The sequence below is a fragment of the Clostridium sp. LIBA-8841 genome, from assembly GCF_034439435.1.
Lineage (GTDB): Bacteria > Bacillota > Clostridia > Clostridiales > Clostridiaceae > Sarcina.
In genome coordinates, this window is record NZ_JAPCKJ010000001.1 from 1,035,843 (window position 1) to 1,057,784 (window position 21,942).

22 protein-coding genes are annotated in these 21,942 nt (G+C 28.4%); 1 reads left to right on the forward strand and 21 read right to left on the reverse strand.

The window, feature by feature from the left end:
* Window positions 1-5 precede the first annotated feature (5 nt).
* The 20 genes from prmA to gpr form a co-directional block, all read right to left on the reverse strand.
* Window positions 6-947 carry a 50S ribosomal protein L11 methyltransferase gene (gene prmA / locus OIF33_RS04545; RefSeq protein ID WP_322503033.1) on the reverse strand — a complete coding sequence of 314 codons (942 nt, stop codon included), beginning with the start codon at window positions 945-947 and terminating at the stop codon, window positions 6-8.
* 282 nt (window positions 948-1,229) lie between these two features.
* A complete protein-coding gene (locus OIF33_RS04550; RefSeq protein ID WP_322503034.1) occupies window positions 1,230-1,847 on the reverse strand; it encodes a VanZ family protein in 618 nt (205 codons plus the stop codon).
* A 37-nt stretch (window positions 1,848-1,884) separates the two neighbouring features.
* A complete protein-coding gene (locus OIF33_RS04555; protein ID WP_322503035.1) occupies window positions 1,885-2,400 on the reverse strand; it encodes a VanZ family protein in 516 nt (171 codons plus the stop codon).
* Window positions 2,401-2,554: 154 nt separating this feature from the next.
* Complete coding sequence (locus tag OIF33_RS04560; protein ID WP_322503036.1) at window positions 2,555-2,911, reverse strand: GntR family transcriptional regulator; 357 nt, start codon at window positions 2,909-2,911, stop codon at window positions 2,555-2,557.
* A 2-nt stretch (window positions 2,912-2,913) separates the two neighbouring features.
* Entirely contained in the window at window positions 2,914-4,080 is a 1,167-nt protein-coding gene (locus OIF33_RS04565) for a hypothetical protein (RefSeq protein ID WP_322503037.1), read from the reverse strand.
* A gap of 13 nt (window positions 4,081-4,093) precedes the next feature.
* Window positions 4,094-4,918: a hypothetical protein gene (locus OIF33_RS04570; RefSeq protein ID WP_322503038.1), complete on the reverse strand. Its 825-nt coding sequence runs from the start codon at window positions 4,916-4,918 to the stop codon at window positions 4,094-4,096.
* Window positions 4,905-5,600 carry an ABC transporter ATP-binding protein gene (locus OIF33_RS04575; RefSeq protein WP_322503039.1) on the reverse strand — a complete coding sequence of 232 codons (696 nt, stop codon included), beginning with the start codon at window positions 5,598-5,600 and terminating at the stop codon, window positions 4,905-4,907. Before OIF33_RS04575 ends, OIF33_RS04570 begins: the two co-directional genes overlap by 14 nt.
* Before the next feature lie 16 nt (window positions 5,601-5,616).
* On the reverse strand, window positions 5,617-6,792 hold the full coding sequence (locus OIF33_RS04580; protein WP_322503040.1) for a hypothetical protein: 1,176 nt from the start codon (window positions 6,790-6,792) through the stop codon (window positions 5,617-5,619).
* Window positions 6,793-6,809: 17 nt separating this feature from the next.
* On the reverse strand, window positions 6,810-7,616 hold the full coding sequence (locus OIF33_RS04585) for a hypothetical protein (protein WP_322503041.1): 807 nt from the start codon (window positions 7,614-7,616) through the stop codon (window positions 6,810-6,812).
* Window positions 7,609-8,301, reverse strand: a complete 693-nt coding sequence (locus OIF33_RS04590; RefSeq protein ID WP_322503042.1) for an ABC transporter ATP-binding protein — start codon at window positions 8,299-8,301, stop codon at window positions 7,609-7,611. Before OIF33_RS04590 ends, OIF33_RS04585 begins: the two co-directional genes overlap by 8 nt.
* A gap of 437 nt (window positions 8,302-8,738) precedes the next feature.
* Entirely contained in the window at window positions 8,739-9,905 is a 1,167-nt protein-coding gene (gene dnaJ / locus OIF33_RS04595) for a molecular chaperone DnaJ (protein ID WP_322503043.1), read from the reverse strand.
* A 113-nt stretch (window positions 9,906-10,018) separates the two neighbouring features.
* A complete protein-coding gene (gene dnaK / locus OIF33_RS04600) occupies window positions 10,019-11,890 on the reverse strand; it encodes a molecular chaperone DnaK (protein WP_322503044.1) in 1,872 nt (623 codons plus the stop codon).
* 52 nt (window positions 11,891-11,942) lie between these two features.
* Complete coding sequence (gene grpE, locus OIF33_RS04605; RefSeq protein ID WP_322503045.1) at window positions 11,943-12,569, reverse strand: nucleotide exchange factor GrpE; 627 nt, start codon at window positions 12,567-12,569, stop codon at window positions 11,943-11,945.
* A 30-nt stretch (window positions 12,570-12,599) separates the two neighbouring features.
* Entirely contained in the window at window positions 12,600-13,619 is a 1,020-nt protein-coding gene (hrcA, locus tag OIF33_RS04610; protein WP_322503046.1) for a heat-inducible transcriptional repressor HrcA, read from the reverse strand.
* A 192-nt stretch (window positions 13,620-13,811) separates the two neighbouring features.
* Complete coding sequence (hemW, locus tag OIF33_RS04615; protein ID WP_322503047.1) at window positions 13,812-14,948, reverse strand: radical SAM family heme chaperone HemW; 1,137 nt, start codon at window positions 14,946-14,948, stop codon at window positions 13,812-13,814.
* A 315-nt stretch (window positions 14,949-15,263) separates the two neighbouring features.
* On the reverse strand, window positions 15,264-15,533 hold the full coding sequence (locus OIF33_RS04620) for a hypothetical protein (RefSeq protein WP_322503048.1): 270 nt from the start codon (window positions 15,531-15,533) through the stop codon (window positions 15,264-15,266).
* A gap of 254 nt (window positions 15,534-15,787) precedes the next feature.
* Window positions 15,788-17,590 (reverse strand): translation elongation factor 4, encoded by a 1,803-nt coding sequence (lepA, locus tag OIF33_RS04625; protein ID WP_322503049.1) that lies wholly within the window; start codon window positions 17,588-17,590, stop codon window positions 15,788-15,790.
* A gap of 117 nt (window positions 17,591-17,707) precedes the next feature.
* Window positions 17,708-18,070, reverse strand: coding sequence for a hypothetical protein (locus OIF33_RS04630; protein WP_322503050.1), 363 nt, complete (start codon window positions 18,068-18,070; stop codon window positions 17,708-17,710).
* Window positions 18,071-18,124: 54 nt separating this feature from the next.
* Window positions 18,125-19,210 (reverse strand): stage II sporulation protein P, encoded by a 1,086-nt coding sequence (locus tag OIF33_RS04635; RefSeq protein WP_322503051.1) that lies wholly within the window; start codon window positions 19,208-19,210, stop codon window positions 18,125-18,127.
* 129 nt (window positions 19,211-19,339) lie between these two features.
* Window positions 19,340-20,317, reverse strand: coding sequence for a GPR endopeptidase (gpr, locus tag OIF33_RS04640; RefSeq protein WP_322503052.1), 978 nt, complete (start codon window positions 20,315-20,317; stop codon window positions 19,340-19,342).
* 196 nt (window positions 20,318-20,513) lie between these two features.
* Between gpr and rpsT the strand changes: the two genes are divergently transcribed.
* Entirely contained in the window at window positions 20,514-20,777 is a 264-nt protein-coding gene (rpsT, locus tag OIF33_RS04645) for a 30S ribosomal protein S20 (protein WP_322503053.1), read from the forward strand.
* 95 nt (window positions 20,778-20,872) lie between these two features.
* On the opposite strand, the gene holA is transcribed toward rpsT, so the two are convergent.
* Entirely contained in the window at window positions 20,873-21,919 is a 1,047-nt protein-coding gene (holA, locus tag OIF33_RS04650) for a DNA polymerase III subunit delta (RefSeq protein WP_322503054.1), read from the reverse strand.
* Window positions 21,920-21,942: the final 23 nt, after the last annotated feature.

Consider the following 21,942-nt stretch of genomic DNA (forward strand, 5'->3'; position numbering starts at 1 on the left):
CTAAATTATTTTAACTTAGCAACAATACAGTTCCATTCTCCATCTTTGTTAACTTCCATAACTTCAAAACCTTCTTGTTCTAACTTATCTATAACCATTTGTCTTCTCTCATGGATTATACCTGAAGTTATGAAAACACCATCTTTATTTAATGCTTTTTTAACATCATCTACTAATATACAGATTATTTCAGCTATTATGTTAGCAACAACTATATCAGCTTTTCCATCTACAACATCTAAAAGATTTCCGTATAATACTTCTATGTTATTAACATCATTAAATGATATGTTTTCCTTAGCTGAGTCTACAGCTACTGGGTCTAGGTCAACCCCTACAACATGTTTTGCACCAAGTTTAGAAGCAACTAAAGCAAGTATTCCTGAACCTGTTCCAATATCAAATACAGTTGTATCAGCCTTAACATACTTATCTAAAGCCTGAACACACATTCTTGTAGTTTCATGGTCACCAGTACCAAACGCCATACCTGGGTCTAATTCTACTACCATTTCCTCTCCAGTAGCTTCATACTCTTCCCATATTGGTTTTATAACTATTTTTTCTCCAATTTTTATTGGTTTGTAGTATTGCTTCCAGTTATTAGCCCAGTCTTCTTCAAACATTTTTTCAGCTTCAACTGTACCTTCACCGATATCTAACCCTGACTCTTTTAACTCAGCTACTCTATCTTTAACATAAGCTAAAACTTCATCTATGTTGTCTTCCTCTGAGAAATATCCCTTAACAACAGCAACCTTTCCCTTATGTTCTAATATGTTTATATCTGCAAAGTCCCAAGTTAAAGGTCCTTGTTCTCTTCCTAATATATCGTTTGGATCCTCTATAGCAACACCCTTACAGTCTAATCCGTAAAATATTCCTGATATAGGTTCTAATGCCTCACTCTTAGTTATTACTCTAACTTCAATCCAAGTTCCTTCCATTTATGTATCAATCCTTTCTTATGCTACTTTGACTAATAATTTATTTTACACTTTAGTCTAGTATCTGTCTAGCTTATAAGCACTATTATGTTTCATATTCATTGTTAAAATTTATAAGATAACAATACTTGATTATTAATTTATAAATTTCAATTTACTATTACATAATAATTCTAAAAATCTTATTTTTCTAAAAGCCACTCTTATTCATTATCACATATAAAAAAATTAAAGGCTATAGTCTATTATTGACATAACCTTTAAACTTAATTTCATTTAATTTTAAATTCCAAATATAGTTTTAATCAAAAAATTTTCAATAAATGGTGCTATAAAGAAATCTAAAGCTAAAATTAAAATAATAATTAATTCACCATTATATTTGATCCAAAATTTATTGGAAAGATTATTTAATTTAATCCTAGAACTTAACTTCTTAAATAATAATATATAGATTAAATACCCTATAGCTGCCCCTAAAGTATTCATTAATAAGTCATCTATATCAGTGGCTCTCATATTTAATAATTGAAGCACTTCTATTATTAAGCTAAAAGAAAATCCTACTAAAATAGTATTTAAAAATTTCTCGAACTTATTCCAAAGACTAGGTAAAAATACTCCTAGCGGAATAAATAAAATAATATTTGTTATCATTCCAAATAAATTCCCATCTTGAAATTTAAATGGAACCAAACTTATTGTTCTTTCTCTTTCAATTCCTATGTCTAATATATGTCCTGGTCCTGTAATACTAAGAACAGTTACTATATAAAAAGCAAAGATGCATAATCCAAGTGTAAATACCTTTGAAAACTCAACTTCTTCTTTTTTTAAATATAGTATTAAAAAAATACAGTATATAAAAACTCCAACAAACGCCGAAACTAATAGACCCATATTATCATCCCCCTTAGACTTAAGTAAAAATCCAAAATTAGTTATAGACAAAAAGCATTATTAAAATAAAAGCAACGGGTATCATGACCAATGTGCTACAGATAGACACAAAACTTTTAATTCTACCCTCCTCTTTTAAAATGCTTTTTATCATCCAATATATTCCTACACCAATAATTCCTCCAATTGTATTGGTTATTATATCAGTTATATCGCTCGCACCTATAGCAAATATATATTGACCAACTTCAAAAGCCAAAGATATTAGTACTATTACTCCTATCTGCTTATAAATTTTAGAATTATTTAAAAACATACTTATATAAATTCCTAAAGGTATAAATAAAATAATATTTCCTACAATATCTAACTGATTATAATATCCGTTTATAATATCATTAAAAGGAATTAAGTTTATACTTCTATGAAATTCTCTCTGACTACTAAATAACTCAATAGGAGAAACATATTTAAAAAGAATATTCCATAACAAAAATAAAATATAGAATATAAAACTTATTACAAATAAAAAGTTAATTACTCTCTTTTTCACTTGAACTCACCCACTTACTAATAATAAAAAAACTTTCTTAAATAAATATTTACAAATCTTTTTATAGATTAATTAAAGTTAATAAAACAAACTATAAATAGGTTAAAAAACATACAAAGTTCTAAAACCTATTTATAGTTTTTCACTTCAATTTTTAATATCTCTCTTTAATAATCTCTAAAACTTCTTCTTTAGTTAATTTTATAGCTTTCATGCTTTCTATAAATCCATCTAAGGCATCCTCTACTAGTTCTTTTCTTATGTTCTTTAAAATTCCCTCATCCTCTGTTATAGTACTTGGTTTATTTCTCACGGTTTCTATAAGCCCCATAGTTTCCATGTCTCTATACGCCCTTTGAACTGTATTTGGATTTACTTTTAACATCTCTGCAAGCTCCCTTCTTGATGGTATATGCTCCCCTGGTTTTAAATTCCCTATAACTAAAGATTGTTTTATATGTCTTATTATTTGGAGATAAATTGGTTCCCTATCATTTACTTCAAAAAACATTTTTACTTACCTCCTATCACCTTAATGCTATTTACTACTCCATCCTCATATTCTCCTATATAAAGTGGATTTTTACTATTTATATCAACAACACTTATATACCCCTTATAATAAATTAAATTATCCTCATTAAAATCTGTTAAATTTAAAAATACTTTATCTCCACTTATAAGAATATTACTTATATCACTAAAGCTTACACCATATCTTTCAAATCTATCTTTTTCTATAAGATTTTTATAAAAAGTAAATTTCTTAGTATTAAAATTAAAGTTTAATATTGATACGCTACTTCTGTCACTATCGTAGAAAGAAAAATATATATTTTCATCTTGAATATATGATTGTCCCTTATCGCCATCTTTATAGATTTCCTTAATTTCATTATTTATTTTCTCATCTGGTTTATAAATATTTATTTCTTTAGTATTTAAATCTATTTCTAGTACTCCTTCTAAAATAGTATTTTTATTTTTTTCATCTTCAAATACTTCAAAATAAATATTATCACTATATTCGAAATGATTACCATTAAATATATACGAATTGTCCAGATCTAATTCTTTATTTAAACTCATAGGTTCTGATACTTCAAGTTCTTTGCTATCTATATTAATTTCACCAAATATAATCATAGTTTCATTAGAAGTATTTTTCATAAAAAGAATATTTATTTTACCATCCTTATAAGAAATTCCATTTATTCTGTAATCTTGATTTAAGTTTGTTTTATTTTCAACCTGAAAATTTTCATAAGTATTAGTTTTTTTATCCTTAATCCTTACTTTTAAATGTGGATCAACACCATAAGATTGATCTGTAACATCAACCATAACCTCATTATCTTCATAAAAAGTTTCAGGTATAACAAGTAATCCTCTAAAGAACTTTTTATCTTCTAATACATTAACACTAGAATTTATTCCATTAAATCCACTTTCAAAAAACGAAGTTTCTTTTTTCACATCATTACTATCAACAGTTAGATTTTCTACTCTTACTCCTTTGTCTTTTGCTAAATTAAACTGAACATCTCCTAATTCACTTCTTTCTCCATATAAATTAGAAAACTTAATACTACTTTCATTAGCTTCTATAGTTATACCTGACCAGGTAAATATACCCAATAAAAATATTATAGTACAAATTATCGGTACTCTCTTTTTCATACACTCACCTCACCTACACATGAACCTTGTTCTTTAACAAATAATTTGAACCAAACCATCCAATAATTATATAAACTATACTTGTTCCTATCATCCAAAAGAATCTTTCAACAGAATATAATCTTATAATGCTCGGTAATACATAATAAATAAATATTAAAGAACACCCTATTATAGCTCCTAAGATTCCTCCTTTTATTCCAAAGCTCTTTGTCAAAAGCGAAAACAAAAATGCTACTAAAATTAATGCTACTATGCTCACAATAAGCCAAATAATATTTAAATAATCATCTGGAATAATATATCTAAAATTTATTTTTGAATATATTATTAATTCCTTAATACTCTCATGTTTCAAAAATTCCTTTGGAAACTTAACATTAAAAATAAAATATTCTATAATAACAGCTACTATTTGAAAAAACACTAAAGATATATAGAAAAACATTGCTGCTAAAACCTTATATAAAACAATTAATTTTTGAGAAATAGGTAAATTCAAAAGAGTATATGCACTTTTATTCTCTCCCCAAAATTCTCTAAACCATAAGTAACAACAATACAAACAAAAACATATTAATAAAATTAATGTGAAAAATATAGCCATTCTATTATGACTAATATTAAATGATGAAAATGTATTAACTCCACCATTTAATATCTCTGTAGAATTTTCTATTTTTTTTAAAAACCCATCTAAATACCCATTTAAATTATAGATAAACCAAATGATATTTAACATCATTAGTCCTATAGCTATTCCTAGAGTTATTTTCAAATCTCTTATTATTTGAGAATTTAAAAGATAAGAAAACCTTTTAAAATCACTTTTTACCACCTTTATGCACCTCCCTTATTTTATCAACTAAAGATAAGCCCTCTGCTCTAATATCTTCCACATAAAATTCACATTTAATTTTTCCATTGCTTAAGAAAACAACCTTATCAACCACATTTTCTACCTCTTTTATTTCATGTGTAGTTAATATAATACCTATATCTTCATTCATATATGAAATAAGTGATGCTATGAATTTCTCCCTTGTGAATACGTCTATTCCAGAAAAAGGTTCATCTAACAACAAATAATCTGGATTTCTTACAAATCCTAAAATTATTTTAACCCTAGCTATATTACCTTTAGAAAGATGATTTATTTTATCTTCTTCATTAAGCTTAAAATCCTTTAGCATTTCATAAGCCTTAGCCATATCCCATCTTTCATACATTACACTCATATATTCAAAAGCATCTTTTATTTTCATTCCACCATAAGTATTAATAACATCTGGTACAAAGGCTATTTTTTCATAAGTTTTATAACTTCTCTTTTCTCCGTCAAAAAGAATTTCTCCACTGTTTTCTTTAACGAGTCCCATAATTATTTTTAATAATGTTGATTTCCCTACTCCATTTATTCCAAGAAGAGCTGTTATTTCTCCCTTTTTAGCTTGGAATGAAATATTATTTAAAACTTCTTTTCGTCTAAATTTTTTTGTTATATCTTTAACCTCAAGCATTTTTTCACCTCTCTTCTTAATTTTTATCATTAAATCCATTTAACCTAACATTATTCATTTCACCTAAATAAATTAAATTACTATTTGATAAATCTACAACTCCAATAATTGATAAACTGCTATTTTCTACACTTGATAAAAAATATAATTTATTATTAAGTACCTTTAAATACATTGGTTGAGTTTCTCTACCTACATATTCTTCAATCTCATTTTCATTTATAACATTTTTATAATAATCAACAGTAAGGTTTTCTAAATTAATAGTAGCTACTGAATATACTCTTGGAACTTCTGATTTAATCCCCCTATATTTTTTCATTTTTTCTTCATCATTAAATGTCTTTTCTAACTCCGTTGAATCTGACATTTTCACACAAATTGACTTTCCATCGCATTCTACTGACTCTAATGCTATCCCATTTAAATCTATTTTATTTTCTTCTAATATTTTTCTTACATCATAATCTTTAAATGAATTATCCTTTAAATTAACTTTATAAATATTTAAATCAGTAATCTCTTCAATGTTTTTTTTCTCATCATAATTCCTAATTATTTTTCCAATATAAAAATTATCTCCGTCCTTATATTCTAATCCCATCTTTTCAGAATAACTTCCAAATTTCTCAACCTCATTAAAAACTTTTGTTTCAAAATTATATTGTTTTATAACTAAAGGGCATGAATATTTACTATCACTTTCAGGCATCAATATTTTTATTTTATCTTTTTCTCCATAAACAGCTAAAATGTTTGACCCTCCATCATTTTCAATAGATGTTTTTTTAACCTCTCCAGTTTTTTTATCTTTAAGTACAAGCTCTAATATATTTGTTTCATACTTTGTATTTACAACAGCTAAATAATCCTTTCCTTCATATGAGTTAGAGCTACTAATGAAGATACCTCTTAAAGCATCCTTGTTTTTATAAAAATCCACTCCTTGATCACTTTCATCAACAAACATCATTTTAGAATTTATGGAATCTGCTCCAATATTATAATCTTTATAAAAAAAACTCCCTAAATTCTTTTTAACAGAAAAGCTAACATCTCCTAATTCTGACCTATTCCCATATATATCTTTAACTTCTATATTTCTAAACCCATTTATAATATTAATGCCTAAAATTATAGCAAGTATAGCTAAAGCACTAATAAAAATTATATTTGAAAACTTCTTATTCATACTATCTCTCCCTCTTTCTAAACATTAATCTTTTTATTTATTAAGTAATTATTTAACATAAATGTAATTCCAATATAAATTAAAAGACCTATTGTATATAATAAAAGGAATTCTATAGCAAAGAGATGTAATTTTGTTACTGGAACATAGAAAAAAATAAATATTGTTATGATTACATATATGATCCAGTATACTATCCCCTTTATTCCAAAACTTTGTTTTAAAAATACAGCTAAGGCTCCAATTAGACTTATTAAAAATATAAAAATAATCATAACTGTTAAATTGACCATATCCATTGAAATAAAACCATAACTAATATTATTAAATAGTGCTTCAGTTAAAACATTTAATTCTATATTAAAATTACTTCCAAGCTTTATTTTTAACATAAGCCAATTAATAATTATTGATAAAAATTGTCCTAATAGAAACATTCCGAAGAAAAGTAATACAACTAAACTTTTACTTAAAATTAAATTACACTTTTTAATTGGTAAACTTAATGATCTATATATTGTTTTATTTTCAGAATAAAATTCTCTAGCCCAAATAAATATAGAAAATATAATAATTAATAATATTTCTAAAAAGAAGATATATGTTTTCCCACGGTTCATACCTAAAGGCCTTATAGCCATATCATAAATAACCCCTTGAAATAAAACATTATTCTCATAACTACCTACAACAGCCAAGCTCTCTATATAATAAAGAGCTATTGTTATAACCATTGTTATTAAAACATTTAAGGCTATTACCTTAAAATTTCTAGAAGCTTCATATTGAAGCAAGGAAAGAAATTTATTTTTTTTCTTACTCATCTAAAAACACCTCTCTCATCTTATCAATTAAAGAAACTCCTTCACTATATTTCATATCTTCAACATAAAAATCTTCTTTTATATCTCCTTCATTAAGAAGTATTACTCTATCTGCTACCCCTTCTATTTCGGAAATTTCGTGGGTAGTTATAAGAATCCCCTTGTTCTCATTGATATAATTTATTAAACACTCTAAAATATCTTCCCTAGTAAAAATGTCAATTCCTGAAAAAGGCTCGTCCATAAGAATATATTCTGCACCTTGCGCAAAACCCAAAATTATTTTTACTTTTGCTAAATTTCCTTTTGACAATCTATCTATCTTATCTTCCTTATTTAATTCAAATTTTTCTAGCATTTCATGAGCTTTTTTACTATCCCATTTATCATAAAAACACTCCATATATTCGAAACTTTCTATTATCTTCATTCCTTTGAAAATATTTTTCACATCTGGAACGAAAGATAATTTATCTAAATTTTTATAAGTTAATTCTTCTCCATCAATTAAAACACTTCCACTATCTTGCTTAATAAGTCCCATAATAATTTTTAATGTTGTAGATTTTCCAACTCCATTTATTCCTAGTAAAGCTGTGATTTCTCCCCTATTTAGTTTAAAAGAAATACTATCTAAAACCTTTTTACGTCTAAAACTTTTACTAATTTCAGTAACTTCTATCATATTTTCACCCCTAAAACCACTAATTTAATTTATTTGTATCTGTGTATTACTTCATTAATACACTAACCTTAAGTGTATTATAGCATTAGTACACATCCTTGTAAATGATATATTTTACTTTTTTTGTATTTTCACCGAAATATAACTTTTAATAGTATTGATTTACTGCTATATTCAAAATATTATTTTAATTATTATTCTATTTTCACCTTTCATTAAAACATTAAATATTACCTTATAAATATTTTTCTGTTTAAACACATTCTTATTAAAGTTTAATTTAATAATTTCAATATACTAACTTTAAAATCTTTATAATCCAATCATGAGTTTTTTTAAATTAAACTATATGTATAAATAACTAAATTTAAATCATTGATAATCTAAAACAACGTAAAAAAACACTCTAGCTATAATACTAGAGTGTTTAAAACTTATTATTTTTTCTTTTTAAATTTTGAGAAGAAACCTTCATCTTTTTCATCTATATCGTCAACTGATTCTCCTGACGCTCTCATGAATTCTTTTAATGCTTCTTCTTGTTCTTTATTTAAGTGTTTTGGAACCTCTACTACCATATGAACGTATTGATTTCCTCTTCCCCCACCATTAACATGAGGAACACCTTTTCCTTTTAATCTAAACTTAGTTCCAGGTTGAGTACCTGCTGGAACCTTGTACTTAACATTTCCGTCAACTGTAGGAACTGTTATTTCTGTTCCTAAAGCAGCCTTAGCCATACTTATCTTATAATCATAGTAAATATCTGAACCTTCTCTTCTAAATATCTTAGATGGAGCAACATTTACTCTTATATATAAATCTCCTGCAGGACCATTATTTAATCCTTGTTCACCTTGTCCTCTTAAAGGTATGATATTACCAGTATCTACACCTGCTGGTATCTTAACTGTTATCTTTCTAGTCTTTCTAACAGTTCCTTTTCCTTTACAATCTGGACATGGATCTTCTATTATCTTACCTGTTCCACCACATTGGTCACAAGTTGTTGTAGAAACAAAACTTCCTAATGGAGTTTGTCTTTGAACTCTTATCTGACCTGAACCATTACATTTTGGACAAGTTTTAGGAGATGTACCTTGTTTAGCCCCTGTACCATGACAAGTTTCACAAGTTTCAGTTCTAGTTATTGATATTTCTTTTTCACATCCAAATACAGCTTCTTCAAAAGTTATATTTAATCTATACTCTAAATCAGCACCTCTTTGTGGAGCATTTTTTCTTCTAGCTGATCCGCCACCACCGAATCCGCCGCCAAAGAATGATTCAAATATGTCTCCAAATCCGCCCATTTCTGAGAAATCGAATCCGCCAGCATCGAATCCACCAAATCCGCCACCACCGTATCCAGCACTTCCATCAAAGGCTGCATGACCAAATTGATCATATTTAGCTTTTTTATCAGGATCTTTTAATACATCATAAGCTTCATTTACTTCTTTGAATTTTTCCTCAGCTTCCTTATCTCCAGGATTTCTATCCGGGTGATATTTCATAGCCATTTTTCTAAAAGCTTTTTTTATTTCATCATCTGAAGCACCTTTTTGAAGACCAAGCACTTCATAATAATCTCTTTTAGCCACTGTTATTCACCACCTATAATTTTACTTGTAAAAAGGGAAGACTATTGAGCCTTCCCTCTATTAATTCTTTTTATATTATATCAAAGCTTTAAGTCTTGTGATAGTTTTAATTATTATTTATCATCTTGAACTTCGAAGTCAGCATCTACAACATTGTCATCATTGTTTGTAGCTCCAGCACCTGCATTAGCTCCACCCATGTTGTTTGGATCGAATCCTTGGCCTTCTGATCCACCATTTTGTTGGTATAATTTTTCTGATACTTTGTAGAATGCTTGAGTTAAAGCTTCTATAGCATTTTGTATAGCTGGGATATCATCACCATCTTTAACTTTTTTAACTTCTTCTATTTTAGCTTCTATTTCTGCTTTTTCTTCAGCTGAAACTTTGTCTCCAAGTTCATTTAAAGTTTTTTCAGTTTGGTAAACTGTTTGCTCAGCAGTATTTTTAACTTCTATAGCTTCTTTTCTCTTCTTATCTTCTTCAGCGAATTGTTCAGCTTCTTTAACAGCTTTATCTATTTCTGAGTCGCTTAAGTTAGTTGAAGCTGTGATTGTAATATTAGCTTCTTTTCCAGTAGCTTTATCAGTTGCTGAAACCTTAACTATACCGTTAGCATCTATATCGAAAGTAACTTCGATTTGAGGAATTCCTCTTGGTGCTGGTGCGATTCCTGATAATGTAAATCTACCTAAAGTCTTGTTGTCAGCCGCCATTTGTCTTTCACCTTGTACTACGTGAATTTCAACTGATGTTTGGTTATCTGCAGCAGTTGAGAAAGTTTGGCTTTTCTTAGTTGGGATAGTTGAGTTTCTTTCGATTAATGGAGTAGCAACTCCTCCTAAAGTCTCAATTCCTAATGTTAATGGAGTAACATCTAGTAATAATACGTCTTTAACATCACCAGTTAATACACCAGCTTGGATTGCAGCACCCATTGCTACACATTCATCTGGGTTAACTCCTTTTGAAGGTTCTTTTCCAGTGAAGTTTTTAACAGCTTCTTGAACTGCAGGTATTCTAGTTGATCCACCAACTAAGATTATTTTATCTATATCATTTAATGATACATTTCCTGATTTTAAAGCTTCTTTCATTATATTTATTGTTCTTTCAACTAAATCATGAGTTAATTCATTGAATTTAGCTCTAGTTAATGTCATATCTATATGCTTTGGACCAGTTGCATCAGCAGTGATGAATGGTAAGTTAATTAATGTTTGAGTTGATGATGATAACTCAATTTTAGCTTTTTCAGCTGCTTCTTTTAATCTTTGAAGAGCCATTTTATCTTGTCTTAAATCAATTCCATTTTGTGCTTTAAAGTCTTCAGCTATATAGTCTATAATTCTTTGGTCGAAGTCATCTCCACCTAATCTAGCATCTCCGTTTGTTGATACAACTTCAAATACTCCATCTCCTAAGTCTAAGATAGATACGTCGAAAGTACCACCACCTAGGTCATATACTAAGATTTTGTGATTGCTATCCATTTTATCTAAACCATAAGCTAATGAAGCTGCTGTTGGTTCGTTTATTATTCTTAAAACTTCTAATCCAGCTATTCTACCAGCATCCTTAGTTGCTTGTCTTTCAGCATCATTGAAGTAAGCTGGAACTGTAATAACAGCTTTTGTTACTTTTTCTCCTAAGTAAGCTTCAGCATCAGCTTTTAATTTTTGAAGTACCATTGCTGATATTTCTTGTGGAGTATATTCTTTACCATCTATGTTAACTTTGTAGTCAGTTCCCATATGTCTTTTTATTGACATTATTGTTTTATCAGGATTTGTTATTGCCTGTCTTTTAGCAACCTGTCCTACTAATCTTTCTCCATTTGCTTGGAATGAAACTACTGATGGAGTAGTTCTAGCCCCTTCTGAGTTAGTTATAACTACTGGTTCTCCACCTTCCATAACAGCTACGCATGAATTTGTAGTTCCTAAATCTATACCAATTATTTTACTTGTTCTTACATCACTCATTGTTAATTCCTCCTCTAACAATTTTATATATTAATTCTGATTATATGCTTAATTATTTAGTTACAGTTACCATTGAATGTCTGATAACCTTATCCCCTCTCTTGTATCCTTTTTGGAATACTTGAGCCACTTGATTTGGCTCAGAACCTTCTTGATCCACAACCATCATTGCTTGATGTAACTCTGGATCAAAAGCTCCTTCTGTAGGTATTTCTTCAACTTGAAGTTTTTCTAAAGCATCTTCAAATTGTCTTACTGTCATTTCAACACCTTTTTTAAGGTCTTCAACTGAGCCATCTACAGCTAATGCTCTTTCTAAGTTATCTAATACTGGAAGCATTTTTATTAAAACATCTTCACAAGCATCAGTGTATATTCTTTCTTTTTCTTTATCAGTTCTCTTTCTGTAGTTTTCATATTCTGCAGAAATTCTTAATAATCTATCTTTTAAGGCCTCTAATTCATTTTCTAACTTTTTAGTTTTATTTTTAAACATATTATTTTCTTCCTTTAAAGCCTTTAATTCTTCAAAATCAATAACTTTTTCATCAGCCTTAATCTCTTCTGAAACTTCTTCTACTTCTTTATCTACACTAGGATCTTCTTTTTTATTTTCATTATCGAATTCTTCTTGGATATTTTCCTTTAACTTTTCGTCAAACTCTTTGTTATCCTCCATAAATCAGCCCACCTCTTCTCTTTTTTTACTTTACTTATTCTTTAAAGTTTCATTTAATTCTTTCATAACCTCAGTCATGATTGATAATACTTTAGAATAATTTATTCTTCTAGGACCTATTAAAGCTATAGTACCTAATGATTTATCTCCTACATGATATCCAGCTGATATTATAGAGCATTCTTTTGCTTCTGGTACAAATATTTCATCACCTATTTTAATAGTCATATCATCGCTATCACTTATAAGTTCTGAAATACACTTTTTATCATGTAAAAGCTCTAAAATCTCTTTTGCTTTATGAATATTATTATATTCAGGATAATTAAATATATTAATTGTTCCCTCTAAGAACACTTCAGATGTTCCATCGTCTTTCAAGCTTTCATAAAGAGCTGGCAGAACTGCATTCACTATATCTTCATATCCTTCTAAAGCTTTATTGAGATTACTTATAACCTCTAGGTTTATTTGCTCAATAGTAAGGTTCTTAAGCCTTTCAGTTATTATCTTACTAATTTTAATAAGTTCTTCAGATAAAGGAACACTTTTTACTTTTATAACTGTATTTCTTATTACACCATTATCAGTTACTAAAACACATAATATACTTACATCATCAACTTTTAAAAGTTGAATTGATTTTATAAAACTCTTATGAACTGAAGGTGCTTTAACTATACAAGTCATTTTAGTAAGTTCCGATAGAAGAGCACTAGTTTGTTTGATTATCTTATCAACTTCGTACAAGGTACCATCTATTATTGAACTTCTAATAAGCAATTCCTCTTCAGAAGATAATCTTTCGAATTCAACCATTCTATCAACATATAATCTATATCCTCTGCTTGATGGAATTCTTCCTGCCGAAGTATGAGGCTGTTCTAAAAATCCCATTTCTTCTAAGTCAGCCATTTCATTCCTTATGGTAGCTGAACTTACTCCAAGATTATACTTTTTAGCGATAGTTCTCGAACCTACAGGCTCTCCAGTAGATATATAGTCTTGAATTATAGCCCTTAATATTTGAAGCTTTCTATCATCTATCACTAATCTCACCTCTTTATTAGCACTCACTATTAATGAGTGCTAACTAGTACACTATTAATATATTACCTCTCAAGTTTTTTGTCAATCCCATTTTTTATCATTTAATTTAAAAATTATTTATTTACTAATATTTAGTTTTTATTATCTTTAATTTCCTTTCAATTTCTTCTTTTTTCTAAGTTAACTTTTAAACTATTCAAATAAGAAATCAGCCATTATTATATTTGAAAGTTCTATTCCTTTTTGACTAAGATAAATACTTCCTGAATCTCTTATTAATAGATTTTTATCCTCATACTTACTTATTATTTCTCCATAAACATCATTTATATTCATATTAAATCTTTCTTCAAATTCACTTTCCTTTATTCCATTAATCTTTCTAAGTCCCATAAACATAAATTCTTCCATATCATCATTTTTAGAATTAGTTATTACTTCCTCTATAGCTTCTCCTTTTTCATTCATTGCTTTTATATATTCTTCTACACTACTTAGATTTTTAATTCTTTCGCCATTAATATAAGAAGCTGCTGCTGATCCTAAACCAATCCAATTATCCATATTCCAATAGGCTAAGTTATGTCTACACTCCATTCTTCTTTTAGCATAATTAGAAATTTCATATTGTTTAAATCCGTTTTCCTCTAAAATAGTTTTTGCTAAATGATACATTTTTCTTTCCTCTTCCTCACTTGGAAGCTTTAACTTATCATTTTCATAAAGATTATAAAAAGCAGTTCCTTCTTCTATGATTAAACTATATGCTGATATATGTGCTGGCTCTAAAGATATTATTTCTCTTAAAGTCTCTTCCCATTCATTTACTTTTTGATTTGGTAAGCCAAACATTAAATCGACATTTATGTTGTTAAACCCTACTTTTTTAGCTAAAAGAAAATTCTCTTTAAAGGTTTCATAGTTATGTATCCTTCCTAATCCTTTTAAAAGACTATCTTGCTTTGCTTGAAGACCCATACTAATTCTATTAACACCATATTTTTTCATTACATTTAATTTTTCTTCTGTTAAATTACCAGGATTACATTCCATAGAAAATTCAACATCCTTTGATATATTAAGTTTTGCTATTTCACTTAATAAAGTTTCTAACTCCTTTGATTCAAGAACACTTGGTGTTCCTCCACCAATAAATATAGTATTTATTTCTAAATTACTATATTTTTCTTTAAATTTTATTATTTCCTTATTCAATGCATCTATGTATTCTTTTCTTAAATGATCTTTTCTTGCAAAAGAAGGGAAATCACAATAAAGACACTTTTGTGCACAGAAAGGAATGTGTATATATAAAGAAATTTTATCCATGGTTAATTACCTCCATCTTAAAATAAATAAAAAATCCAAACTAAAGTCTCTACTATTATTTGGTTTTCAATTTAATTAATATATAAGTTCTTTAGTCTACTTTCATATTACAACAAAAAAAGTCACGAGTGAATAAACTCATGACTTTTATATGATACTTTCATAATACAAAATTACTTATTTTAAATTTTGTTCATAAGCTTCTTAAAACATTCATATAAACGCAATTTAATTTTTAATTCAAACTACATTTTAAGCTAAAAATCAATATTTATCTAAACAAGTTCAAGTCTTAAAATATATTTAAACTTATTTTTATATTTCTCTTAAATTTATGTTTATAGCATTATGAATTAATAAATCTCTTTGAACTTCTATAATAGAAGTTTTTATTATTTCGCCTTCTAAATTTATATCAACATTACTATGATCTCCATATTTAGCTAAAAACTTATCTAAATCAGAAATTTTAAGACTTACGGAAATATTTTCTCCATTTTTTCTATTTATAACACCAGTTGCTTTTCCAGCATTTCTAAATTTTCTACACTTAACTCTAACATCTCTTTTATTTGCTTGTAACATAAGAACAACTCCCCTTCTCTACATAAGTTTTATTAATTTACTATAAATATATTGAAGGGATTTCTCTTTAATGACTAAATAAAAAAAATATTTATTTTATGAATTTCTTACTAAAAGTCATTATAAAATTAATGTTATTAATCCTAATTTCTTTAAAATCAAAATTCATCTAAAACAGAACTAAACATAAAAAAAGGTAGCATTGATACTTAATAGTATCAAACACTACCTCTTTGTTAATATTTAAAAGCTAATTAGTCAACTTTTAAAACTGACATAAATGCTTCTTGTGGAACTTCAACTGTTCCTAATTGTCTCATTCTCTTCTTACCTTCTTTTTGCTTTTCAAGAAGTTTTTTCTTTCTTGAAATATCTCCACCATAACACTTAGCTAATACGTCTTTTCTCATAGCCTTAACTGTTTCTCTAGCTATGATTTTTGAACCTACAGCTGCTTGAATTGGAACTTCAAACATGTGTCTTGGAATAATTTCCTTAAGTTTTTCAGCTATAGCTCTACCTCTTTGGTAAGCCTTAACTTCTGGAACTATCATAGATAAAGCATCTACGTTATCTCCATTTAATAATATATCTAACTTAACAAGTTTTGATTGCTCATATCCTTTTAATTCATAATCTAATGAAGCGTATCCTCTTGTTTTTGATTTAAGAGTATCGAAGAAGTCATATACTATTTCATTTAATGGTATTTCATAATGAATAACAACCCTTGTTTCCTCTAAGTATTGCATATCTATGAATTTACCTCTTCTGTCTTGGCATAATTCCATTACGGCTCCTGTATAATCAGTTGGAGTAATAATTGAAGCCTTAACAACAGGTTCTTCCATATATTCTATCTCTGTCATTGGAGGAAGATTTGTTGGGTTTGTTAAATCAAATGACTCTCCATTTGTTTTAGTTACCTTGTATATAACTGATGGTGCAGTTGTGATTATATCTAAGTTAAATTCTCTTTCAACTCTCTCTTGAATTATTTCCATGTGTAATAATCCTAGGAATCCACATCTAAAACCAAAACCTAAAGCTACTGAAGTTTCTGGCTCAAATGATAATGCAGCATCATTTATTTGAAGCTTTTCTAAAGCTTCTTTTAACTCTTCGTATTTAGCTCCATCAACTGGGTATATACCAGAATAAACCATTGGTATAGCAGGTTTATATCCTGGTAATGCTTTTTCTGTTGGTCTTGCCGCCTCTGTCACAGTATCCCCAACTCTGGCATCCCTAACATTCTTAATTGAAGCTGTTATATATCCAACTTCGCCTGCACTTAATCCTTCTTTTAAAGGCATTAAAGCGGGTGTGAACACCCCTGTTTCAACTACCTCATAAACTTTACCTGTTGACATCAATTTTACTTTTGTACCTGGTTTAACTTCACCATCTATAACTCTAACATGACAAACAACACCTTTATAACTATCATAGTAAGAATCAAAGATTAAAGCTTTAAGAGGAGCATTTTCATCACCTGATGGTGCTGGAACCTTCTCTACTATTTCTTCTAAAACATCTTCTATGTTTAATCCTGTTTTTGCTGATACTAAAGGTGCATCCTCTGCTTCTATTCCTATAACATCTTCTATTTCTTGCTTTATTTCATCTGGTCTAGCACTAGCTAAATCAACCTTATTTATAACAGGAACTATTTCTAAGTCATTATCTAATGCTAAGTAACAGTTTGCTAAAGTTTGAGCTTGTATTCCTTGAGTTGCATCTACAACAAGTATTGCACCTTCACAAGCTGCTAAACTTCTTGAAACCTCATATGTAAAGTCTACGTGACCTGGAGTATCTATAAGATTTAATATATATTCTTCTCCGTTATCTCTCTTATAGATAAGTCTTGCTGCCTGAGACTTTATTGTAATTCCTCTTTCTTTTTCTAGCTCCATAGTATCTAGTACTTGCTGTTCCATTTCTCTTTGAGTTAATGTACCAGTTTTCTCTAAAAGTCTATCTGCTAATGTTGATTTACCATGATCTATATGCGCTACGATTGAAAAGTTTCTTATATACTTCTTTTTATCCATATCTAAACCTGCTCTCCAAACTGTCTAAAGTTCTTGAACAGTTTTCACCCCCACATTGTAGAATAAGTCAAGTTACATTATATCACAATGTGCCATTAAACTGTCAATATACTTGATTTACATTATTATATTGTTTTCTATGAATTGATTAATATTATTTATTAAATTATTCATCAAATTAAAAGTTCCAATCAATATATTCCCTACAAATCCTTTATTTAGGTTTAAAGTATGTTCTTTAAAAACCAAATAAAATTCATCTTTATTTTCGTATATTTTTATTGGGCTATTATCTTCACTAAATACAGTTAAATCCATTCCTGTTTCTTCTTTTATCCTTTCATAATCAACTTGTTCATTGGATTCATAATTTTGATTATTAAAAGCCTCTGTATTTTCTATATTAACTCCAATAATGCCCCAACAAATTATAGAAAAAAATATTAAGCTAAGCATTCCCATTGTTGTAAACTTTTTCAAAATAAAACACCCCCATAGATTACTATCTATAAGGATGTTCAAAAAACTTTATTTTTATTCACCTTTTCCGTTTAATTCTTCTGCTATTAATCTAGCTATATATTTAGCAGTGCCTTGTGCCTCTTCCGAAGTATTAACTTCTGCTCCAACCTCTATTAGCATTGAATTTTTATTGTATTGTTGGTTAAAAGCATTCTTTCCCCTATTATACTTATAGGTTTCCTGTCTTCTCAAAATATCTGGAAAAAGCTCATTAGCTCTAGTTATAAATCTATTTGCTAGACTCTCTGCATCATTATAATATTTACTATTCTTAGTTGTAACAAACATGACTTTAGCCACGTTTTCTCCATTTATATTAGCAGTCAAATTCTTTTTATTTTGCTCTCCTACAGAATCTCTGTGTATATCTATTATCATTTTAAATTCATCATATTGATCTACGTATTTTTTTACTGTTTCTCCGGATTTATTATAGGATTGCTCATAAGCTGCTGAGTGATTAGTTTTATCATGAATAACTGATATTCCATAATTTTCTTCAAGTTCTTTTGCTACTAAAGATCCCACGCCAACAACATTGTATGCTTCATTATTTGAAGTTCTTTCCTCATTATATCCCTCTGAATTATGTGTATGGTAAATAAGTACCTCTGGCTTAGACTGATCTAATTCCTTTTTTAAGCTTTCATCATAAACTTCATTATTCTTGCTAGCTATTAATTCTTCCCCACCATTTGCTTCTTCCTCAGACACTTCATCTATACTATCGGTATTTAAATCAAAGGAAGATACATCCTCTGCGGAAACATACCCTACTTTATCAATTGAAGCTATCTTATTTGCTGCCCCAAAATAGGGTACTTCATTCATTACTAATTCAATAGGGTCTAAAGGCTTTATATTCAAAGTTTCAAGAGCTAAACTTTTTAATGTAATATTACTTTCTAAGTAAGCATCCTCATCATAATATGTTCCTTTGGCAATAGGCATACCTGCATTCAAAAGTTGTATATATGACAAGTTTTCTCTCATATCTTTACTTGCTGCAATCTTCATAAATCTAAACATAAACATTATTAGTAAAATTAAAAGAACAAGCATTCCTATTGGTATCTCTCTTTTATTAATACCTCTCACATTATCCCCTCCCTCATATTTTCATTTATATGAGATTAGGATAAATATTATGTTACTCTATAATAGTAAATATTAAATTTATTATTCTTCAAAATCACTCATAACTTCCAACAAAAAACTCCTAATTTTTTAATTAAGAAATTTATTTATATCCTCTAAAACCATGTTAGGTTGAAGTGATATATTTATTCCATTAGCTATTATTTTTGAAACTGATTCTATTACATCATCTATTTCCTTTGGGGTAACCATTAAATCTCCAACATAAGGATTTAAAAGACTTTTTATCATAATTCCCTTTTCATTTTTGTCTATATTATTTAATATATTATAAAATTCTTTTCCCTCTTCTGCTTGCTTTATCATTTCATCTAGAACTAAATCCATAGCATCATTGGCAATTGTCGCCGCATCTACCACCGTTGGAACTCCTAATGCAATAACTGGAATACCTAAACTCTCTTCGTTAATTTGCATTCTATGATTACCAACTCCTGCCCCAGGTGATATTCCTGTATTACTTATTTGAATAGTTCTTGCAACTCTTTCAAGTTTTCTTGAAGCTAATGCATCAATACAAACCACCAAATCTGGTTTTATTTTATCAACTAAGGATTTAATAATTTCTCCTGTTTCAATACCTGTTATACCTAAAACTCCCGGTGCAATGGCACATACTGGTCTAACAGAATCGTCTATTACTTCTGGCATAACCTTCTTTAAATGTCTTGTAACCATAAGCTTACCTACTACCTTAGGTCCTATAGCATCTGGAGTAACATTCCAGTTTCCAAGTCCAACAACTAAGGCTGTTCTATCCTCTGGTAAATTAATAAGCTCCTCTAAAGAACTTGCCACTACATGGGATACTTCATCCATTATCCCTCCATCATAATGAGTATATTCAGGAATATCTATGGTAACATATCTTCCAATAGGTTTTCCCATAGCTTTGGCACCTTCTGCGTTTATTATGTCTACATTTGTAACCTTAATATCATCATCTACAGTTTTTTCTTCAAAAATAACTCCATCAATTTCTCTATTGTATCTATGTTTATAAATTTCGCGACTTTCAACAGCTAAGTCAGTTCTTACATTATACATTTTTCCACCTCTTTTTAATTTAAATTGATATATCATATATAATTTCCTTAAAAATGATAATTATGTCGATAAACACGAAAAAAGACTTGAACTTCTATATTTATGATGTTATAATTACCTTTGTTAAATAACGAACTCGTACGCAGATTCCCCAAAACTGCAGATACGCTATAAAAGTTGAAGGGGGTGAACTAGAATGGCAAATATTAAATCAGCAAAGAAAAGAATAAAAGTTACTGAAAAGAAAACTTTAAGAAATAAGATGATTAAGTCAGCTCTTAAAACTGCTATAAAGAAGTTTGAAGTAGCTGTTGAGGCTAAAAACAAAGCAGAAGCTGCGACTTTATACGTTGACGCTGCTAGAGCTTTAGATATGTCTGCTTCTAAAGGAGTAGTTCATAAAAACATGGCTGCTAGAAAGAAATCAAGATTAGCTGCTAAGTTAAACGCTATGGCTTAATTATATGGGTGTTAGAATTTCTAACACCATTTTCTTTTATTAGAAGTATTTCTTCAAGTAAAAAATCCAGATTAGAATTTTCTAATCTGGATTTTTTATATTACAGTATTTACTATCATAAGTTCTAGCTCTGTTTTCTTATTTAAATTTGAATTACTTTTAAGTTTCTTTTCTGTATATAAACATAAATTAATACATTTATTTAATTGCTTAGTCGAAAACTTTTTGCTTTGATTTATAAATTTTTCTATTACAAAGTCTGGTAAATTTATTCTACTAACCTCTAAGAAATCTTTTTTTATCTCATCAATTCTGTACTTTTCAGCAAGCCTTATCTTAACCCTATGCAATTTTTGAAACTGCTCCCTTATTTGACTTAATATAAATATAGGATCTTGCCCTCTTCCAATTAATTCGTCCATTAAATCTATTGCTTGCTTCGCTCTTTTAACTGAAATAAGTTCAACTAAATCGAATATATCATCTTCATATCTTGGAGGAAGTAATAAATCTATGTCTTTTCTAGTTATGTCCCTATCCCCTGTGTAATTTACTATTTTATCAACTTCTCTTTCAATAATATCAAAGTTGTTTTCTACTGAGTCACAAAAATATTTTAATTCTATCTTACCTATGTTTTTATTATATCTCTGAAAAATTTTCCCTACTTTTTGTTGTAATTTAGCTCCTTTTAATTTCTCAACTGAAACTATACAACTATTCTTTTCAAGTTTTTTAAGCTTGCTTAGTCTATTAATTCTATCTCTCTTATCCTTTAAAGTTGTATATGCGATTAAGATACAATGTTCAGGTGTATTTTGAAAATACTCTACACACTGCTTATATAATTTTTCAGTTTCCTTATCTTGTTTATCTCTAAATATATTAGTTCTATTTAAAACCACAACTTTTCTGTCACTCATAAAAGGCAATGTTTCACAAGCATTCATAAAGTCATCAAAGTTAAGATTATTACCATCTAACCTAATTAAATTTAAATCCTTAAATCCATCATCTAATACACTATCAATTATATTTTCTATACCTTCTTTAATTAAAAGCTCATCTAGTCCAACTAATATATAGCTTTTTTCTAATTTTCCTTTTTTCAAATTATCATATAAACCATCTAAATCTATCATTAAAATATCAACCTTTCAAATCC

Coding starts and splice junctions, on each gene's coding strand:
- prmA (WP_322503033.1), bottom strand. CDS start 947: ATGGAAGGAACTTGGATTGAAGTTAGAGTAATAACTAAGAGTGAGGCA.
- OIF33_RS04550 (WP_322503034.1), bottom strand. CDS start 1,847: ATGGGTCTATTAGTTTCGGCGTTTGTTGGAGTTTTTATATACTGTATT.
- OIF33_RS04560 (WP_322503036.1), bottom strand. CDS start 2,911: ATGTTTTTTGAAGTAAATGATAGGGAACCAATTTATCTCCAAATAATA.
- OIF33_RS04565 (WP_322503037.1), bottom strand. CDS start 4,080: ATGAAAAAGAGAGTACCGATAATTTGTACTATAATATTTTTATTGGGT.
- OIF33_RS04575 (WP_322503039.1), bottom strand. CDS start 5,600: ATGCTTGAGGTTAAAGATATAACAAAAAAATTTAGACGAAAAGAAGTT.
- OIF33_RS04580 (WP_322503040.1), bottom strand. CDS start 6,792: ATGAATAAGAAGTTTTCAAATATAATTTTTATTAGTGCTTTAGCTATA.
- OIF33_RS04585 (WP_322503041.1), bottom strand. CDS start 7,616: ATGAGTAAGAAAAAAAATAAATTTCTTTCCTTGCTTCAATATGAAGCT.
- OIF33_RS04590 (WP_322503042.1), bottom strand. CDS start 8,301: ATGATAGAAGTTACTGAAATTAGTAAAAGTTTTAGACGTAAAAAGGTT.
- dnaK (WP_322503044.1), bottom strand. CDS start 11,890: ATGAGTGATGTAAGAACAAGTAAAATAATTGGTATAGATTTAGGAACT.
- grpE (WP_322503045.1), bottom strand. CDS start 12,569: ATGGAGGATAACAAAGAGTTTGACGAAAAGTTAAAGGAAAATATCCAA.
- hemW (WP_322503047.1), bottom strand. CDS start 14,948: ATGGATAAAATTTCTTTATATATACACATTCCTTTCTGTGCACAAAAG.
- OIF33_RS04620 (WP_322503048.1), bottom strand. CDS start 15,533: ATGTTACAAGCAAATAAAAGAGATGTTAGAGTTAAGTGTAGAAAATTT.
- lepA (WP_322503049.1), bottom strand. CDS start 17,590: ATGGATAAAAAGAAGTATATAAGAAACTTTTCAATCGTAGCGCATATA.
- gpr (WP_322503052.1), bottom strand. CDS start 20,317: ATGTATAATGTAAGAACTGACTTAGCTGTTGAAAGTCGCGAAATTTAT.
- rpsT (WP_322503053.1), top strand. CDS start 20,514: ATGGCAAATATTAAATCAGCAAAGAAAAGAATAAAAGTTACTGAAAAG.
- holA (WP_322503054.1), bottom strand. CDS start 21,919: ATGATAGATTTAGATGGTTTATATGATAATTTGAAAAAAGGAAAATTA.